This is a genomic window from Bradyrhizobium sp. U531 (assembly GCF_051710265.1).
Taxonomy (GTDB): Bacteria; Pseudomonadota; Alphaproteobacteria; order Rhizobiales; family Xanthobacteraceae; genus Bradyrhizobium.
The window spans coordinates 41,871-58,754 of sequence record NZ_JASVEN010000015.1 but is presented as its reverse complement, the minus strand read 5'-3'; the positions used below and the strand labels follow the sequence as shown (position 1 = coordinate 58,754).

The 16,884-nt window shown below is 58.2% G+C and carries 12 protein-coding genes and 1 pseudogene; 4 read left to right on the top strand and 9 right to left on the bottom strand.

Annotated features, from left to right (window positions below; all coding sequences use genetic code 11):
• Positions 1–53: 53 nt before the first annotated feature.
• The 5 genes from QRQ56_RS37480 to QRQ56_RS37460 form a co-directional block, all read right to left on the bottom strand.
• Positions 54–1,790: a hypothetical protein gene (locus tag QRQ56_RS37480; protein ID WP_438746775.1), complete on the bottom strand. Its 1,737-nt coding sequence runs from the start codon at positions 1,788–1,790 to the stop codon at positions 54–56.
• Positions 1,787–5,245, bottom strand: a complete 3,459-nt coding sequence (locus QRQ56_RS37475; RefSeq protein ID WP_438746774.1) for a DEAD/DEAH box helicase — start codon at positions 5,243–5,245, stop codon at positions 1,787–1,789. Before QRQ56_RS37475 ends, QRQ56_RS37480 begins: the two co-directional genes overlap by 4 nt.
• Before the next feature lie 537 nt (positions 5,246–5,782).
• Complete coding sequence (dinB, locus tag QRQ56_RS37470; protein WP_438746773.1) at positions 5,783–6,874, bottom strand: DNA polymerase IV; 1,092 nt, start codon at positions 6,872–6,874, stop codon at positions 5,783–5,785.
• Between the two features lie 12 nt (positions 6,875–6,886).
• Positions 6,887–7,612 carry an SOS response-associated peptidase gene (locus QRQ56_RS37465; protein WP_438746772.1) on the bottom strand — a complete coding sequence of 242 codons (726 nt, stop codon included), beginning with the start codon at positions 7,610–7,612 and terminating at the stop codon, positions 6,887–6,889.
• A 3-nt stretch (positions 7,613–7,615) separates the two neighbouring features.
• Positions 7,616–8,203, bottom strand: a complete 588-nt coding sequence (locus tag QRQ56_RS37460) for a hypothetical protein (protein ID WP_438746771.1) — start codon at positions 8,201–8,203, stop codon at positions 7,616–7,618.
• A gap of 155 nt (positions 8,204–8,358) precedes the next feature.
• Between QRQ56_RS37460 and QRQ56_RS37455 the strand changes: the two genes are divergently transcribed.
• Both QRQ56_RS37455 and QRQ56_RS37450 read left to right on the top strand, forming a co-directional pair.
• Positions 8,359–9,303, top strand: coding sequence for a Ku protein (locus tag QRQ56_RS37455; protein WP_438746806.1), 945 nt, complete (start codon positions 8,359–8,361; stop codon positions 9,301–9,303).
• 470 nt (positions 9,304–9,773) lie between these two features.
• Entirely contained in the window at positions 9,774–10,598 is an 825-nt protein-coding gene (locus QRQ56_RS37450; protein ID WP_438746770.1) for a ribonuclease HII, read from the top strand.
• A 31-nt stretch (positions 10,599–10,629) separates the two neighbouring features.
• Here QRQ56_RS37450 and QRQ56_RS37445 read toward each other — a convergent pair.
• From QRQ56_RS37445 to QRQ56_RS37430, 4 genes and pseudogenes are all read right to left on the bottom strand, one after another.
• Positions 10,630–11,116 (bottom strand): annotated as a pseudogene (locus tag QRQ56_RS37445) (ATP-dependent DNA ligase).
• A gap of 927 nt (positions 11,117–12,043) precedes the next feature.
• Complete coding sequence (locus tag QRQ56_RS37440; protein WP_438746768.1) at positions 12,044–12,535, bottom strand: GNAT family N-acetyltransferase; 492 nt, start codon at positions 12,533–12,535, stop codon at positions 12,044–12,046.
• A 79-nt stretch (positions 12,536–12,614) separates the two neighbouring features.
• Positions 12,615–13,829: a hypothetical protein gene (locus QRQ56_RS37435; RefSeq protein ID WP_438746767.1), complete on the bottom strand. Its 1,215-nt coding sequence runs from the start codon at positions 13,827–13,829 to the stop codon at positions 12,615–12,617.
• The gene (locus tag QRQ56_RS37430) at positions 13,826–15,301 is read right to left on the bottom strand and encodes a coproporphyrinogen-III oxidase family protein (protein ID WP_438746766.1); all 1,476 of its coding nucleotides are present in this window, start codon (positions 15,299–15,301) and stop codon (positions 13,826–13,828) included. The genes QRQ56_RS37435 and QRQ56_RS37430 overlap by 4 nt, the downstream gene beginning before the upstream one ends.
• 853 nt (positions 15,302–16,154) lie before the next feature.
• Here QRQ56_RS37430 and QRQ56_RS37425 point away from each other — a divergent pair.
• A complete protein-coding gene (locus QRQ56_RS37425; protein WP_438746765.1) occupies positions 16,155–16,595 on the top strand; it encodes a DinB/UmuC family translesion DNA polymerase in 441 nt (146 codons plus the stop codon).
• A gap of 87 nt (positions 16,596–16,682) precedes the next feature.
• Entirely contained in the window at positions 16,683–16,877 is a 195-nt protein-coding gene (locus QRQ56_RS37420) for a hypothetical protein (protein WP_007596423.1), read from the top strand.
• Positions 16,878–16,884: the final 7 nt, after the last annotated feature.

Here is a 16,884-nt window from a genome sequence, read left to right as displayed (position 1 = left end):
ACGATTTCAGAAGGCGTGATTGGCGCGCGGCGGCCCAAAATACGTGTCAGATACTAATCGTCGAGTTGACCCTCGAATTTCGCCAGGAGGTACTCGGCTAAGCCATGCCCTTCCAAATGGAGGCCGATCTCGTCGAGAGGATTATCGGGTGAACCCGACTGAGAGCCCCAATTCATCGTGCTCACCACGACGTGATTTCTGTCCCACAAAAGAAACTTTGCATGGACTTGCGGATCCTCGACGGCAATCAAATCGACCACGCCATGTAGCCGTTCGCGGTGCGCCTTGACGTGTCGCCGCTTGATCGGCCCAGTCTGACGCGAGTAGTAAACACGGACATCGTCGAGCCTACGGCCTGCGATTTCGGCAGGGTTAAAGAGCCCTGGCACCATGGGGGCCCCGACCTTGTTGGTACAGCAGACGAATCGCTCGTCGGCTTCGTGTGCCACCTTCCGAAGCAATCGCTCGTGCTCGTCAGCCTGAAGAATGTTCATTCTAACCGGAATACCACCCACGTCGGCGCTGGGTGATAAGGCGCTCCGCGCGCGCCTTAAATCCGATGCTATGAACTGCAGCGTTTCAATCGAACGGCTCGCGCTTGAAAGAGGTGACACGATCGAACGCAAAAGATCCAGGCCGGCCGCGGCTGCGCGGTTCTCGGTCAGCTCGACAGACACCTCCAAGGCTGAAAAGGGCGACGACAACCAATTGGAGGAGCCGAGCACGACGACCGCGCCCCCGTGGCCGTCATCTGCAGCAAGGCATTTCACGTGGCTTCGAACCGAGTCGCGCTGCGTAAACACAAAGCCCCGCGCGCGCCGTACCGAGGAGAGCCGTACATTCAGCTCCTGCATCGCGATGGCGTTCTTTCTGTCGGCGTCTAGAGCTGTACCGTAGAACAAATGGCAACGCACGCCACGCTGAGCTGCCTGTTCGAGTGCTTTTCGGACACGTTCGTGGCGTTCTGTGTATTTTTCGCCGTGAGGCGTCACAAAGGTCGAAAGTACGAAGACATCCTCTTCCGCCTGACCGACGATACGCTCGAAGCATTCAAGATGCTGTTCCCCGCCGACGATCAACTGATCGGCGCCAATCATTGTATCGATGTTCACTGATCGGCTTGGTTGCGGATCGCTAGCCTCAGGCAGAATGCCGGTTCTAATCGTTGCTTGAAGAGCTCCGATCAAGTCCTGACTGGCGCCTTCGGGCAGTAGTCCGTTTTTCACGTCGTTGAGCTCAATAGCGAGGTATTTTCTCTCAAGGACCGAGTTGATCGTCTGGACGCCACGCAGCCATTCGCCGGGGCGAAGCATTCCGGCGACGAGCTGGGTTACGCGCGCCGCCATCGTGTCATCGGTCTCATCCGGCCCCGAAGGGAAGTTGACCTTGTGATCCGCGTGGGTCAGTCGATAGAGCGGCGCGGTCTCGACGTCGCGATTGCGAAAGACGGAGTGTCCGACCTTCTCCAGCACGAGGCCAATGTGAATATCCCGATCTTCGGTCCGCTCGGGCAAGGCGCCGCCTAACCGGATGAATTCTTGACCGACACTACTTGTTGCGAGTTGGGGAACAGGAGACAGGCGAACTTCGATCAGACCGAACTGCATCAACCTCGCGATGGTCGAGCCGGCGACCTGAATAGGGATTCCGAGAGACTTTGCGACCTCCTCGATCGTGCCTGGGGCGCGATCGAGCGCGAGCAGGATCATCTCTTCGATCGGGCTCCATCCCCAAGTGCGTTGGACGATGGCGCGCGCGCGATAGTGCCAGGCGGGGAGGTAGATTTTCACGCCGGAAACCTCCCGTTTTCGTCGATCGCAATGACGGATGCGCCCTTGACCTTGGCGGTGGAAGCATCTTTCCCGACGAGCTCGTAATCGGTCCCGGCCAGCGTCGAAAGCTCCTTCAGCATCTTTCGGAGAAACTCAAGCTCGTCCTTTTTTCCGTCGGGATCTATTCCTTCGACCACCTCGCGAATGAAGCGCTGACTTGTGGCAAGAACCAGTTTTTGCTTGGCGCGGCTGAGCAACACATTCATGCGCTGTGGGTTTTTAACGAAACCAAGCGCGCGCGACCCCACCATCACATTGTTGCGCGTGAGGCTGGCGGCGACAACGTCGGCTTCACCTCCTTGGAAGCTGTCGCTCGTGTAGATAAACTCTCCGTTGCCGCGAGGACTGGCGAAGCCGAACAACGTCTTGTCCTTCTTAACTTGTTGATTGAGCAAGTGCTTGAACCAATTGACTTGCGCCAGGTAGGGCGAGAGGATCACTAGCGTGGGCCGGCGGCCGTCCGCCCCAACTACCGGCCGAAGACCTTTTAAAGCCGCAATCAAGGCCTGCGCCTCGAGTTCGTTGCGGTATGACCGCTTCACTTTCTTCTCCAGGTACGCTCTCTTAGCCATGCTGAGCGGCGGAAAATCGAGAAGAACGATCGGCGAGGCGAGGTGCGGGACGGTTGACGCAATGGTCAGCGTGCGACGCTTGACGCGCTCAGAGGGAATAAGCTTTTTGTCATAGAAAGTATTTGAGACAAGATCCCCGATGGCGGGGTGCATGCGGCTTTGTTCCAGCAGCGTATTGACGATCGCGCTCGCACGTCCTGTGTCCGTTTCACGTTGAACTTCACGCTCGGCGATCGATCGAAACGGCTCTTCAAGACGTGCCGCTGTCGCGAGTACCTCCCTCGTTAGAAGCTCGTTCGACTTGATGGTATCGAGCGCCTCGTTAACTTCTGGCGGCAGATCAGAAATGGTATCAAGCTGCTCTTTCGCGTCCCGCAGTAGCTCAGCTGCGCGTTCCGGATCGTAGAACTTTTGCCGTTGGCCAGCATCGAACGGAGAGAGCTGGTTGTGATCGCCAACCATGATCCTCCTGTTGCCCAGCAACAACGCACCGATCAATTCCGCGCCGTTCGCGCGAGCCGCTTCCTCGACGATGACCCAGTCGAATTGGTCGCCGTCGGCGATCATTTCTTCGATGATGTGCGACGATGTCGTAGCAAGCGTGACATCGGAGGATCGTAGCAACAGATTGTCGGTATCGCGAAACACACGCTCCGCAATCGTCGCTTCTGACGGATCAACGGGCCGGAGGGCCTGTTTGATTTGGTAGCGTTGGTTGACCATCATGCCTTCAGCAGCATGGTCGACCGCCGAAACGGACCGGAGGAGATTGACGGAACTCGCGCGCAGGGAGCTAACTTCATCGGTCGATCGTGTGCGCTCGACGCGAACGACGATCGTCGTGCCGCTCGCCAGAGTCTTTTTGAGTTCGTCCTCCATCTGGATCAAGGTCTCGTGGTTTTGGGCCGAGACCAGAAGCCGGGCGTCCGGCGTCTTTTCCAGAATGCTTTTGACGAGATGCGAAATCAGAAAGGTCTTGCCGACGCCTGGAGGGCCGACAACAACATTAATGGATTTGCCTGACGCAATGGCGTCCCATGCGACCTTTTTCGACGCATCCATTTCGTCCGGCGGCGCTGCACCGGGAGCCGCAATATCGCGCAGCACATGGTCCAGCGCGACCTGCGCCGGATCGTCGATCGCTCTCAAGAGTTCAATATTCGTCCGGGCGGCTACGATGTTTTGAAGGCGGCGGCGAATCGCGCGTTCGAATCCACTGTCGCGTCGAGGGCGAAGAAAAAGGATCTGACCCGGTACGACCGCTTCGCTTGTCGCGAATGTGAATGCTAGGCGTCCGTCTACGACGCCGCCCGTTCCCTCAAAACTGAGTTCGGGAAGGCGCTCGCGATCGCCGGCGAGAGTATCGGCGCGTGATAGCGTCCAATTCGGCTTACCGTCGTCGTATTTCAATTCGCGACCCAAGGCGTCGTATGCCGAGCGCAGCCCCATCAACTTGCGTCGCATGTCCCGGTCGGTATCTTCGCGAGAGGCGATCCAAGCCAAATCGGTATCGCCGTCCGATGGCGGCTGAAGCACCTCGACGGGATAGATGCGAAACTGTTCTCGCAGCCAAGTAAAGGCTTCGAGGAGAATGAGGGCGTACCAAGTTGGAATCTCGTCAACTGATCGACTGGCGCGTATTGAGCCATTGGCGTCAATCCACGGCTTCGCACCAGGGCCAAGCCTGCGGACTCGCTCTTCGGCGCTTCTTCGGGTTCGCGCAAGATGAATTCGGTGGCGAACCTCGACGGCATCATAGATGTAGTCGTCAGGCCGCCTCTTATTGGCATTCTCGATCATGCCGACGCAATCATCGACGACTTTTACGCCATAGGCGGCAAGATCGGTAACGACACGCACGAAGGCTTGATCTACGACAACAGTACGTACCGTCGGTCCACTCAGGTCCTCTTCGACAAAACGGAGAACCGCATCCCTGTCGTCAGCCGGAATGGTGCCCGACGTGAGAGCTGCAAGGTCGCTTTGGGTAACTTGGGGCGAAGGGTAAAGAATGAGCTCACCTTCGCCGCTTGATCCCGACCGGTCAAGATCGGCCACGACCTCGGCCAACTCGCTCAGGACAATGCTCCCGTCGAAAAGCTGATAGTGTGGTGGATCGGCAAGGCGATTGAGCATGCGCCGTTCAATCGACAGTAGGGAAGGTCCGCCGCCGTCCTCAGTTAGGCCAAGGATACGGGACGCGGTCTGCCCAAGATCACTCCAGTCCCGCCGAAACGAAACGGTGCCAGAGGGCCGCAGCAGATGTCCCGCACCGCCCATATCGCCATCGGCGATGTGCACGCACGCTTCGTAGCCTCCGAGTCGGAAATCCTCTTTCTCATCACTATGCGAGAAGATTGCGTGTTCGCTGACCGCGCCATGCACGATGCCCGCATCGTGGCACAGTGCGAGGCCTTCAGCGACGCGCACGATGTTGCGCCAAAACGCCTTACGACCGGTCGTCGTAAGTAGGCGGCTTTCGCGAGCTCGAACCCTATGCGATGACCCACAAATGGGGCTGCCAGGATCGACCATCAGGATGCCGATCTCATGTTGGTCCTCGACGATTTCAAGAACCTCGACCAGCAGCTGCCGTGCATGGCGCGATGAGAGAACGCGGCGTACCCGCCTGAGGCCGTGCGTCATCAGCCGTTTTAGATCTTCGTCGAGCGCGGTCCCGGTTTTCTTGAAAAGGCGCAGCAGGTAGTGCTCGCCATCCTCAATGCCCGTTGCGAAGCGAAGTTGAGAAGTCCATCCCTCGATGCCGCCGGCAAACGCAGTGTCAGCGAACTTAAATCGTTCATCGAGCGTCGATTTGCCGTGCGTGGGAACCCGCGCCATGGAGCCATAATCCGTCTTAAGGCAATGCAGATATGGGTGATTCGAATAAGGGGAGACAGTATATGCTTATAAAACGAGTTACCGATCCCAAACCGGGTTTTGCCCGATTTTTATGTACCGGAGGTGGATTGTCCATTCCGTCATCGGATCGAGAACCATCCCGCAGCCTGTCCGTCCAGATTCTTCGAGACGCCGACGAACGCAATTTACTCGAGTTTTTCAAAACGAATTTGAAAACGTTGATCTTGGAGGAGCAAAAGCACGTGTCTCACGATGGTTTCTTCTAATTCCTTTAAGCGACAATTGAGGCAATCAAGTCGTATCATCAGCACGCTTCGGCGCCAGCCGGTGCGGCTACCTCTAGTGAGGAGCGGGCGCCAGCAGCTCCGTTCATAGCTCGCGAACGAGAAGTAATCGCTCTTAGAAAACAACGGTGCGTCCTCCCCTTCGAGGGGGCGTGCTGTCGGCTTTGTTGAAAAGCCAGGCTATCCTCGGTCGGGCTTCCATCGCTGACGCGGAGTCATAATCTACTCTGCTTCAGATTGGCAGATCCAGTTGTGGCTCAGCGCCATCTTCGGCTTGCAGCGATGAGAGTGAGATGCCTAAGAGGCGCACCGGTCTTGCCAGAGGCATTTCGTTCTCGAGCAGGCTGAATAACAAGCGCTCCAGGTCGCTGTGGCACGAAACGGCGACAGGTACGGATCTGCTGCGCGTGATGATCTCGAAGTCGTTGAACTTCACCTTCAGCGTCACCGTGCGCCCCCGGTTGCCGGCTCCTTCGCAGTACCGCCAGACCTTGTCGATGAGAGGCTTGAGTTCGAGTACCATGGCGTCGAAGTCGGTGAGGTCGGTAGAGAACGTGTTTTCGGCACCGACGGATTTACGGATCCGGTCGGTGCGGACCTCACGATTGTCGACGCCCCGCGAGATCCAGTAGTAGTAGCTTCCGGCCTTGCCGAAGTTTGCCTGCATGAATTCGAGCGACTGATTGCGCATATCGAGCCCTGTGTACAGGCCCAGCGCATTCATCTTGGCGCTGGTTGCAGGCCCTATGCCATGGAATCTGCCGACGGGGAGGGTTTCTACGAACGCCGGCCCCATCTCCGGCGTGATGACGTACTGACCGTTCGGCTTGCGGTGGTCGGAGGCGAGCTTGGCCAGAAACTTGTTGTAGGAGATGCCGGCGGAAGCGTTGAGGCCGGTTACCTCCTTGATCTTCGCACGGATCGCCAACGCGACGTCCCGGGCCAACGGAATGCTCTGCAGATTTTCGGTCACGTCGAGGTAGGCCTCGTCCAGCGACAGCGGCTCGATGATCGGGGTGTGCTCGGCGAAGATCTCGCGTATTTGCTGGGAGACCGCCTTGTACACCTCCAAACGCGGCTTGACGAAGATCAGGTCGGGGCACTGCCGCTTCGCGGTCACCGAAGGCATCGCCGAGCGGACGCCGAACTCTCGGGCTTCGTAGCTCGCCGCCGCCACGACGCCGCGTTCGCGCGATCCGCCGACGGCGACCGGCTTGCCGCGCAGATCCGGATTGTCCCGCTGCTCGACCGATGCGTAAAAGGCGTCCATGTCGACATGAATGATCTTGCGCTGACGGGGCGGGGGTGCCGCCTGGTCAGCCATCGTCCTCGACGGTCACGTGGCCGGCCCGGCAGGATCTTCCTTGACGCCGCGGGCGACAATCCGGAGCGTGTCGTCCGGAAGCGGCCGCTGCAGCTTCAGGGCCTCGTCCGGAGGGGCCGTCATCCAGGACTCGACCTCGTCCGGGGTCGTCAGGATCACCGGCATCGCCTTCGGGTGGATGGCGCCGACCTCTGCGTTCGGCTCCGTCGTGGGGAACGCGAAGAGGTCGTTGGTCGTCTCGCCTTCTTTGACCTTCCGGACGGACGTCCAGTTGGTCCAGATTCCAGCGAAGCAGGCGAGGGGGCGGGTCTCGTCGAGCGCGAACCAGATATCGCCGCCCTCGGCCTTGTTGAACTCGCTAAACGAGTTGAACGGCACCACGCAGCGGTTTTCGGCTCCTAGCCATCGCGTCCAGTGCTTGCTCTTCACGTTGCGGATGTTCGTCGTGCCGCCGTCGGGCTCCATCCGTAGCAGCTCCTTGAAATCGACGGTCTTGCCCTTGGCCTGCAGCTTCTCGGCTCGTTTCTTGGTGGCGTCCATCAGGGCTTTTGACGAAGACGGCATTCCCCAGCGCGCCGTGGTGAGTTTGCGGCCCTCGGCCCCGTTGCGCACGATCGGAGCCTTGTAATCAGGAAAAACCCCGGGCATCGGCGCCAGATTGCCGACGTATCGGTTCACGACGCGAAACAACGCGCTGATTGCGGCTTGGTTGGTCGTGATCGAGTAGAGATTGCACATCGGTCAGGCTTCGGTCCGAGGGTGGCGCGGCTGCCACGCCAATTGTAGCAGAGTCGCAGATGGACGCCGGCCCGCCTTGGCGCATTTGCGGCAGCGCAGCCGGCTGGCGAGATCGTGCGCGAAGGTGGTCGGTGGATGTTTCATCGCCGCGAGGTCGACGTCGCTCGGCGTCTTGCAGCGCGCGCACTGAATCTCAAGCCAAGGGAAGCCTCCATTCACCGCTTGGTCGATGGTAGGCGACGGATCTATCGGTTCTTCCTCATGCCTGCCGGTGCGCTGCTGGCAGGTGTTGTCGAGCAGCCGCTGCGCCACGTCCTTCCAGACGGCGTTGCCGCCATATAATCGGACTGCATCAGCGGTCTGGATTTCCACGGTTCGCTCGCAGCGGCGGCAGGAGATCCGCAGGACGTGGCGCTGAATTTCGGAAAGACGCCGCTGCCGCATCTGGGCTCCGGTCGCCTCGGCGCGCGGGTCTTTGAGGACCGATTCCCAGTATTCGGCCGGGAGCGGCGCATCCGGACCCGCAGCGGAGGGGCCGAGCCTACGGGCGGCTTCTGCGGCCAGTTTTTCCATCTGCTTTGGGGTCGGCATGCGCCAGCTCGCGGGTCGATCGGTCATTTTCGAATTAGAACATAAAGAGAACAAAAGTCGAGTCCGCCCAAGCGGTCGCGGGAAAAAATCGTCCTGTTTGGAAGGCCGCGATGTCGGAACCAAGCCGGGCCATTCGTCTTGAATCCGGCATCAGTATGGAGTTCCCCCGTCATGGCCCTCGCGCCAACTGGAAAGGCTTCCTGCGTCTTTCGCTCGTCACCTGTCCGGTCGCGCTCTATCCGGCCACATCGGAATCCGAAAAAGTCTCGTTCAACCAGCTCAATCGGAAGACCGGCCATCGCATCAAATACGCCAAGGTGGATGCCGACACCGGCGAGGAGGTCGACAACGAAGACATCGTCAAAGGCTACAAGGTCGACACCGACACATTCATCGAGGTGACCAAGGAGGAGCTCGAGAACGTCGCTCTGGAATCGACGCGAACCATCGAGATCGACGAATTCGTCGACCGCAGCGAGATCGATCCGAGATATCTGATCCGTCCCTACTATCTGCGTCCAGACGGTAAGGTCGGTCACGATGCCTTCGCCGTCATCCGCGAAACGATCCGCGAGATGAACAAGGTCGCGATCGGTCGGGTGGTGCTGACCAATCGCGAACACATCATCGCGCTCGAGCCGCTCGACAAAGGGCTGATGGGGACGCTGCTGCGTTATCCCTACGAAGTCCGTTCCGCGGATGAGTATTTCGACGACATCCAGGACGTCAAAGTCACCAAGGACATGCTCGATCTCGCCAGGCATATCGTCAACCAGAAGGCGGGACATTTCGAGCCGGACAAGTTCGAAGACCAGTACGAAACCGCTCTCATCGAGCTCATCAACCAGAAGCGCGCCGGCAAACCCATCACCGCGAAAGCGCGCCCCCGCGGCGAGAACGTGGTCGATCTGATGGAAGCACTGCGCAAGAGCATCGGACGAGAGGGGGCCGCGGCAGAGGCATCCAAGAAATCAGGAAAAAAGCCGCGCAAGGCGGCCGCCGGGCAGAAGGAAATGCTGATGCCGATCGCAGGCAAAAAGCCGGCGAAAGAGGCCGCGGCGAAGAAGCCGGCGGCCAAGCCGCAGCGGAAGTCGGCTTAGGTTTCTCGTGAGGCATTCGGTGACGCCGGACGGCCACTGTTTTGTTGTTCGCGGCTGGCTCTGGCGGAGGGCAAATCACACTCTCGAGATGTCACGCGAGATCATTTCGTCGACAGGCTAATGGTGGCCCGGCGGGCGGTGCGCGACGCCAGGAAAGGCGAGAGGGCGAAGCCGAAGCAACGGGGCATAGGGCCGTGGACGAGGTTAAGCGGGCGCTCGGCTAGCGCGGCTAGCATGCCATCGCCATTTCTCTGTCGCGGGCATGACGTATTGGCCTTGCTCGGGATGAACACACCCGTTGGTTCCCTCTGAGGCAGATGGACGCGGTGTCAGTGGCGACGCGGAAGTGAAAGCGGGCCAGTTCCTTCGAGAGGGCGTTGCGCAGCCGATGAGGCGGTATAGGTACTTCAGACAATCGCCACAAAATTCACCGACACGCTTCCCTACAGACAGTCTTCACGAAGGGCGTTATGTCCCAGTATTCACTCGATGTATTGCGTCGGCGCTATGTCGTCGAGAAAAGACCGCTCGAGGCCGACGTCGAGCAGATTTTGCGGGCCGACAACCGCGCGGGAGCCCGTGCCATCCTTGCTTCAATCGATAAACGGCGCTCCGAAAATAGGTCCGAAGGGCAGCGCCTCCGCAAGATGCTCCGGTTCGAGACCTCGCTCTGGGAAAGCGGCCATCATGCCGTGGCAGGCGTGGACGAGGCCGGAATGAGCCCTCTCGCCGGGCCCGTGTCCGCTGGAGCCGTGATCCTTAAACCAGGCACGCGGATAGTCGGGATCGACGATTCAAAAAAACTCGACGCCGCAGCTCGCGAAGAACTCGCGAAGGAAATCAAGGAAAAGGCAGAGAGTTGGTCCGTAGCATTCGTCGAGGTCGAGGAGATCGACGCAATCAACATCTATTGGGCGGGCATCCAGGCGATGCAGCGGGCGGTCCGGGGGCTAGGGTTGACGCCGCAGCACTTGCTGATCGATGCGAAGCGGTTGAAGGAAATCGACATCCCTCAGCAGGCTATCGTTAAAGGCGACGCCAAGTCCGCCAGCATTGCGGCCGCCTCCATCCTGGCGAAAGTCGAGCGCGACACGGTCATGCGGACGCTCGACGAGCGTCACCCCGGCTACGGATTCGCGGATCACAAGGGCTACCCGGTGCCGGCTCATTATGAGGCGCTCGCCAGGCTTGGTGCATGCGCAGCTCACCGGCGATCGTTCGGACCGGTACGCAAGGCTCTCGGGTTGCCGCCCCTGCCGCCGTGGCCTTCGGCGTCCGAGCGCGAAGCCGGCTGAATTCTAAGTCGTATGCTTCGTCACAAGCGCATTATTTTCGCGACCGGCTCCTTTCGCGAACAACGTCCTTCGCGTTTTTGTCAGACCGCAGCCCGAGATAGACCGGCTGGCGCAGCTCGCCCTTGCTGGTCCACTCCGCGAACTTCACTTCTGCGACCAATGCAGGGCGTACCCAGGTCGTGACCTGCTCATCCTTCACCTTGGCAGGGAACGGCGACTTGGCGGTCTTGAGCTTCACGAGCTTTAGCCTCATGGCGCAGGGCGTTCTGAAGCAACTGGAAATGGGATACGCCGTCCTTTCCGATCGCAACCAGCTCGCCATCGATGACAGCGTCCGCCTTCACGCCTTCAAGTGCTTTCGCGACCTCGACATAGGAGTGGCTGATGATCTTCCCGTTGCGACTGTAGAGTGCGACCCGACCACCCCGGATTTCCGCGACCATGCGAAAACCATCGAATTTGTCCTCGAAGACCCAATTGGGATCGTCGAAGGCCGAATCTGTCAGAGTGGCCAGCATGGGCTGCAGGCGGCGAGGCAGAGTTGATTTCGAGCCATGGCTGGACGACGGGAAGAGAGATGGGCAGGAACGAGTGGAATGTATCGTGAGTTCCGTGCGACACTTGAAGAAGATGGCCTGGCCCAGCTCAAAAAGCCAGGGCGTGCAACGTCACCGGGTGCGTTGCCTGCGCTCTGAGCGGCCTTTGAGACAATTCTGCTCGCCAATTCGATGCTGTACTTGGGGCGAAGTTTAACATTCCTGAATCCACAAGTCGGCAAGACCGGTTAGGATCGGGTGTTCCCTCTTGGGGGCACCTCATGTCGCAGGCGCACCGCGCTCGAACGGAAGCGTGGTCCAGGGCGCGGCTCACACGCGGCACCGAAAACCGTCGCTGATTGGCGCTCCGCGACAATCAGACTTCAACAAAACTCTTGCGCGACAATCTGCGCGGCAATCATCTCTCCGCCGCGACACTGTCGCCATCCAGATTGCCGCGCCTTCCCATCCAGATCGACGCGCTACACAGACGCTCGTAACTTGGAGCCGCTGGCAGCCGATTACTCATTGTCCGACCGAGCGCCGTGCCGACAGATTGGCCTTGAGCAGGTCTTGTCTGCTGGAAGACTGGGGGCTGATAAGTGATACGCGCTTCGGTGCCGCGGCAAGGTCGACGCGTTGAGCTGTTCCAGCTGATCTCGGATGCCGATAAGTCGCGGGCACACCGCTCCAGCTCTCTTTTGAGCTCAACGCTGATTCAGGCAGGTGTGAGTTTGGGCGTGCGTTCGAGGGCTGTCGGTTGCGAAATCTTTAGTCCTCGTCAGCTACAGTGACACGATTCATTCCGGCCCCAGATCTCGCGGGACTGTTGAAAGGGGGTCTTCGCGGGATGTGACGGTTTTATCTGAGCGGTCCGTAGAGCTTCATTCGAATATCCGCATCATTTGCTCATGTGGGGTCGTCCTGGCCAATGAGCCGCTTCTCGTAAAAGATCACTGCATATCCGTGCAACGTCCCTTCCTTGCGGCGAACATAGCCAGCGGTCTCGTAAAGTCTCTGAGCCCCTGCTTGGATCGTTGTTGTGTCGAGCAGTATCCACTTGACACCGAGAGCAACAGCTCGCGACTCCAATTCACGAAGAACCCTCCTTCCAAGCCCTCGTCGCTGAAAGTCGGGATCGACTCGCATACGTTTAACTTCTGCGACATCGTCATCGACACGTTTCAGCCCACCCATGGCAGCGAGTTGGGGACCAATATAGGCAACTACGAAGTCTCCGCCCGACCCGATGTATACTGCGCCGATACTGCGTAAATCATCTTCCCAGGTCCCTTCCGGGCCACACACACCAACATGCTGCGATGCGCTTCTGTGCAGATGCCATACACCATCGCCATCCCCGGACTCGAACCGACGAACGATCAGTTCGTCTTGAGACATCGATTATCACCTCTCGACGGGCGTCGAACACCGCGCCTATGGCATCGTTTCTGTTTAGCCAAGCAGGGCCACCGTCAGCTTACCGACCCGCCTCTGTCAACAGTCGCTGAGAAAGGACAGCCTCAACATTCTCCGATACCTCAACGCCGACGATTGGACGACCCGGCTCGACGGTATATTTTAACGCCGTACTTCGGTGCATCAGGGTAAACCGATCCAGCGCACAAATGCAGGACGCGCGCAGCCTTCCGATTTCGTCGCCGTGATGCTCCACTACTGGCGAAATCGTCGCAAGCCTGGGAAACTCCGCTTTCCCTTCTAGCCAACTCGGCTTGATCGGTGCACTCCCGTTGTCTGACGAGAGCCAGCGGAATACCTCGTGAATGCACCTCTGCGGATAATATTCGGAAAGCCGATATAGATCACTATAGAATTGCGGTTTCTGGTGGAAGAGTTCTTCACCTAGTAGTAGCACCGACACTGCCACGATCCGGGCCGAGAAGCGGCCGCTTGGACCAAGCGTATTCTTGTAAGGATTTTTTCCGTAAAACACACGAAATTGGCCAAATAGGTCCGGTGACATATGTTCATAAAAGCGCGTCAGAATATAGTTTGCTGACTCAAGGCGCGCCAAGCAAAGCGCAAGACATTGCCCCGCATCCACCTCGGCCGCATCACGCAAGTCAAGGAGAGCGTCCATTGCTGACTGCAATTCGCTCTCGATGATCTGATGGCCTAAGCAAAAATCTCGTTCCTCGACCCCGGCCGCGCCGAGGCAGTATACGCGTGGATCGTTCTGCAACGGATTCGTAAGGATCATATCTTCATAGGAGAGGACCTCGATGCCGGGTTGCCGGTCACAACTTGATCGCGCAAGGCGGCTCAGTGCCTCTCCCACCGTCAGCTCGGCGTCCAGGGGGTGAAGGCCGGCAAACGCAGACATCTGATAAGCACAATTTACGAGATATTGGATATCTGTCTTAGCGATCTCGAAGTCGGACTGCGGAAGACTTCGCAGCAACGCATCATAGTCACTCGCGGCGATCATCGCGTGGACGCTGCGTCCAAGCGCCTTAACCGCTTCATCTGGTCGTTCACTGCATTTGATTTCCGCAATGCAGTGCGGCAGTTCATCGGTGACAAAATTGCTGACCAGCCCAAGCGGACGTTCTCGCTGCCGCCGATCAATACTATCGGCCAGATGCAAAAATATGTCGTGCCCTTCGCAAGGCGAGCTTTGCGGAGTGGAAACGGAAAAAGGAGTGACCATAAACGAGCCCGCCCGCGGCTTCATCGAAATGCAACTTGCATTTCGGTACTTGATCCGTATCGAGCGGCCGGTGAGTAATCATGCTTTTCGAGCAGATCAGTTCGTTTGTCTGCTATCCTACTGTCGTTATACGCGACCTGCTCAAGTATATTGTTCGAGAAGAATAGCAGCGATACCGCGCCCGAATTGATGGTGCCGGCGGCAGTTAACGAAAGCAGGCCGTCATTTGAAATGTAGATGAGGCCTGCCTCATTCAACTTTTCCAGCTCGCGGCCAAAGCATTTCTCAATCGACACCCCAAACTCCCGCTCGAAGCGGGAGAGCGACACTCCACTGCTTCGCAGGGCAAACATTACTGTTCTGCGCATGAGATCATCTTGCGACAGGACAACACCCTTCCACACTGGCTTCTCGCCAGCCTCGACCCTATATAGGTAGCGATCTAAATCTGCCTCGTTATAGAACTGGCACTGGCTCATGTAGCCAAATCCGGCAACCCCAAACGGAACCAGATTATTGTCGTTCCAGGAATCGTATTTGCGGCGCTGTTGAACCGAGTGTGGCTGCGACTGCTTACTCCAGTAGAAAATCGGCCCGTGACGATAGCCCAGTGTCGTGAGGATGTGCTCGGCCATAAAATGCATGATAATGCGCTCCTTAGCCCCGGCGAATTGATATCGTCCCTGAGCCAAATGGCGGGCCACGGGGTCTGTAGATTTGAACATCAAGGGGAATACATTGAACTTCTCTATCCCCAAATCTAGTAAGCCGATGAGTGAGTCGTACCAGCTACGGAGCGTTTGCTGCGGCAATCCATACATGAGGTCGAGCGAGAGATTCTCAACGCCCATCTCATTCAGCAATCTTACGAGTTGTACTACCTCGTCCACGCGGTGTCCGCGGTTTAGTATGCGTAAAATGCTCGGATCTAGACTCTGAACGCCCAATACAAAGCGGTTTACGCCGGATCTGAGCAGTGTCGATATGCGATCTGCAGCATCCACTTGCTTTGCAAGAGAGGGATGTAATTCGAAGCTCACCTCCGATTTAGACAGATCAAAGCGCCGGCCAATCATACCAAATAGCGTTTTGAGTTGACTGTTGGTCAGGAACGAGGGGGTACCGCCTCCGAAGAAAGCAGTCTCAACAGCTCTGTCAGCCAGTGCCGCGTCCGACCAACTCATCTCTTTATCTAAGGCCGCCAGATAGCGCTCCACTCGCTCGGGAGATGGATGGATTTCTTTGGCGAAGTGGCAAAAGGTGCAATGCTGATCACAGAAGGGGACGTGAAAGTAGAGATCAATTGACGGCGTAACCTGAAGCAACAAGTTTTCGGCATCTAGATCGCCCATTGCCTTGAGAGGCGGATATGTGCCGACGAGATAATCGTTGTGCGTGTCAAGGTGCAAATTCCGTGACCTCAACATGTCGAGGTTAATGTCGTAGGATCGGTCGATCGCGAATTCCAAGGCTTCGGAATAGGTCGGGGCGCGCATTTTGTTGAACTCCTCTAGCTTTCGTGTGAAGCAAGGGGCGATGGCACCTCCGTCCCTCGCTTCACATTCCGCTCTTCAGCTCGTGCTCGATACCGTGGCCATGCGTTTCGATAAAAGGCGCGGGGTTGTCGGCTCCCCCTCGAGGCAACCACCGTAGATCAGAACACGGGCCGCCATCCGCTCGGCTACACGCGAGGGTCGATTATGGTTCGGCGAGGTAGACAGATGCCGTGGCCCACGCGAATGCCCCCTCGGGCGTTGCTAAACGGCACCGAGGAAGACTTCAGGCGCAGAGGGTGCGAATACTCCTCGAGAAAATGGTGCTCGACCTCGGAGATAGCCACCCGCGGGGCAACGCGGCAAAGCTTTAAGCCGGACGTAGGCAACAGCGCAATGTCCATGGCATTTTCGATCAATCGAGCAAGCTTCATTTGAAGTCCTGGGTCAGCGACAGCAAGGCCGTCATGGTCGTACAGAATCTTTGGGGTGTCCCAGCAATCCACGTGCCACCAAAGCCGCTTGCGAGCCTCGCTTGAAGAGGGCAAAACCATGTTCTTCGGCGCCAACGGCGGGATACTCGCGCCTCAGTGTCTGGTCCCCGACATTAACGTCTTCAGCCGGACACGGCTGAACACGACAAACGCGGAATGTTGAATGATGATGGAGGCCTCTCATGTTCAATCGCGAACATCTGCTGCACGACGAGCTTACGACCGAGTCGCTCGGCTGATGCAGGCAGCGTCGCTGCACGTGACGGATATGCAAATGAATTCGTCACATTGTTGCGGCGCGGGGTGGCCACGTAGAAAGTCCGCTTGCTACCATCGGGGAAGCGTTCAAGTCCGACGCCGGTGTGAGGAGACTGATATTTGCTGTGTGCGCTTTCCAGTCAGTTGCGGGCGGTTGCACGCGGCGCCGCGTCGTCAAGATCACCGGCATCGCCTTGACTGGGTGTCGACACCCCGGCGTCCCCCCCGTTGTCAGGAAGGCACAGCCGCTCATCGAGAAGGTCTGGATGCACTGCGAGGACAAAGGTTCGCGGGGCCGGACGGTTAAACTGAGGGGCAGGTTCAACGATCTCGAGATCATCACGCGGAGCAGGACCGGACGCGTCCCGATTTCGAGCCGCTGCGAGCTCGAAACTTGTCGCTCGTCTTCCTTCAAACGAGATACCCGCTCCAAAGCCGATCCGCCTTCTTGTCTTCACGCCAGGGTGAACCGTAGGCCGAGCTGCAGCTCGGCCTACCAATTTGAGTCCGCATCGATCAGAATCAAAACCGCGGTACATCAGTAGAGCGCGAGCCCTCGTGCGCAACGCGGCAGAGTTTACCTCAACTGCGGGAATCCCAAGGTCGAAAGACTTACGGTAGGATAGGCGTCCATGTTTGAACACCCCACGACCGCTCTATCGCAAGCGGTACTTGACGAGGTCTGCCAGACGCTACCGCGCAAGGGGAGCGGCGCTGGTTTGGCCTCCGAGATCGTCGAAGCCGCAAAGACCGACGAAACAACGCCGAAGCTGCTGCGGCATATAGGGCGTAAAGCCCTGGCCCGAGCGTCGATCATGTGGCGTTGATCGGGCG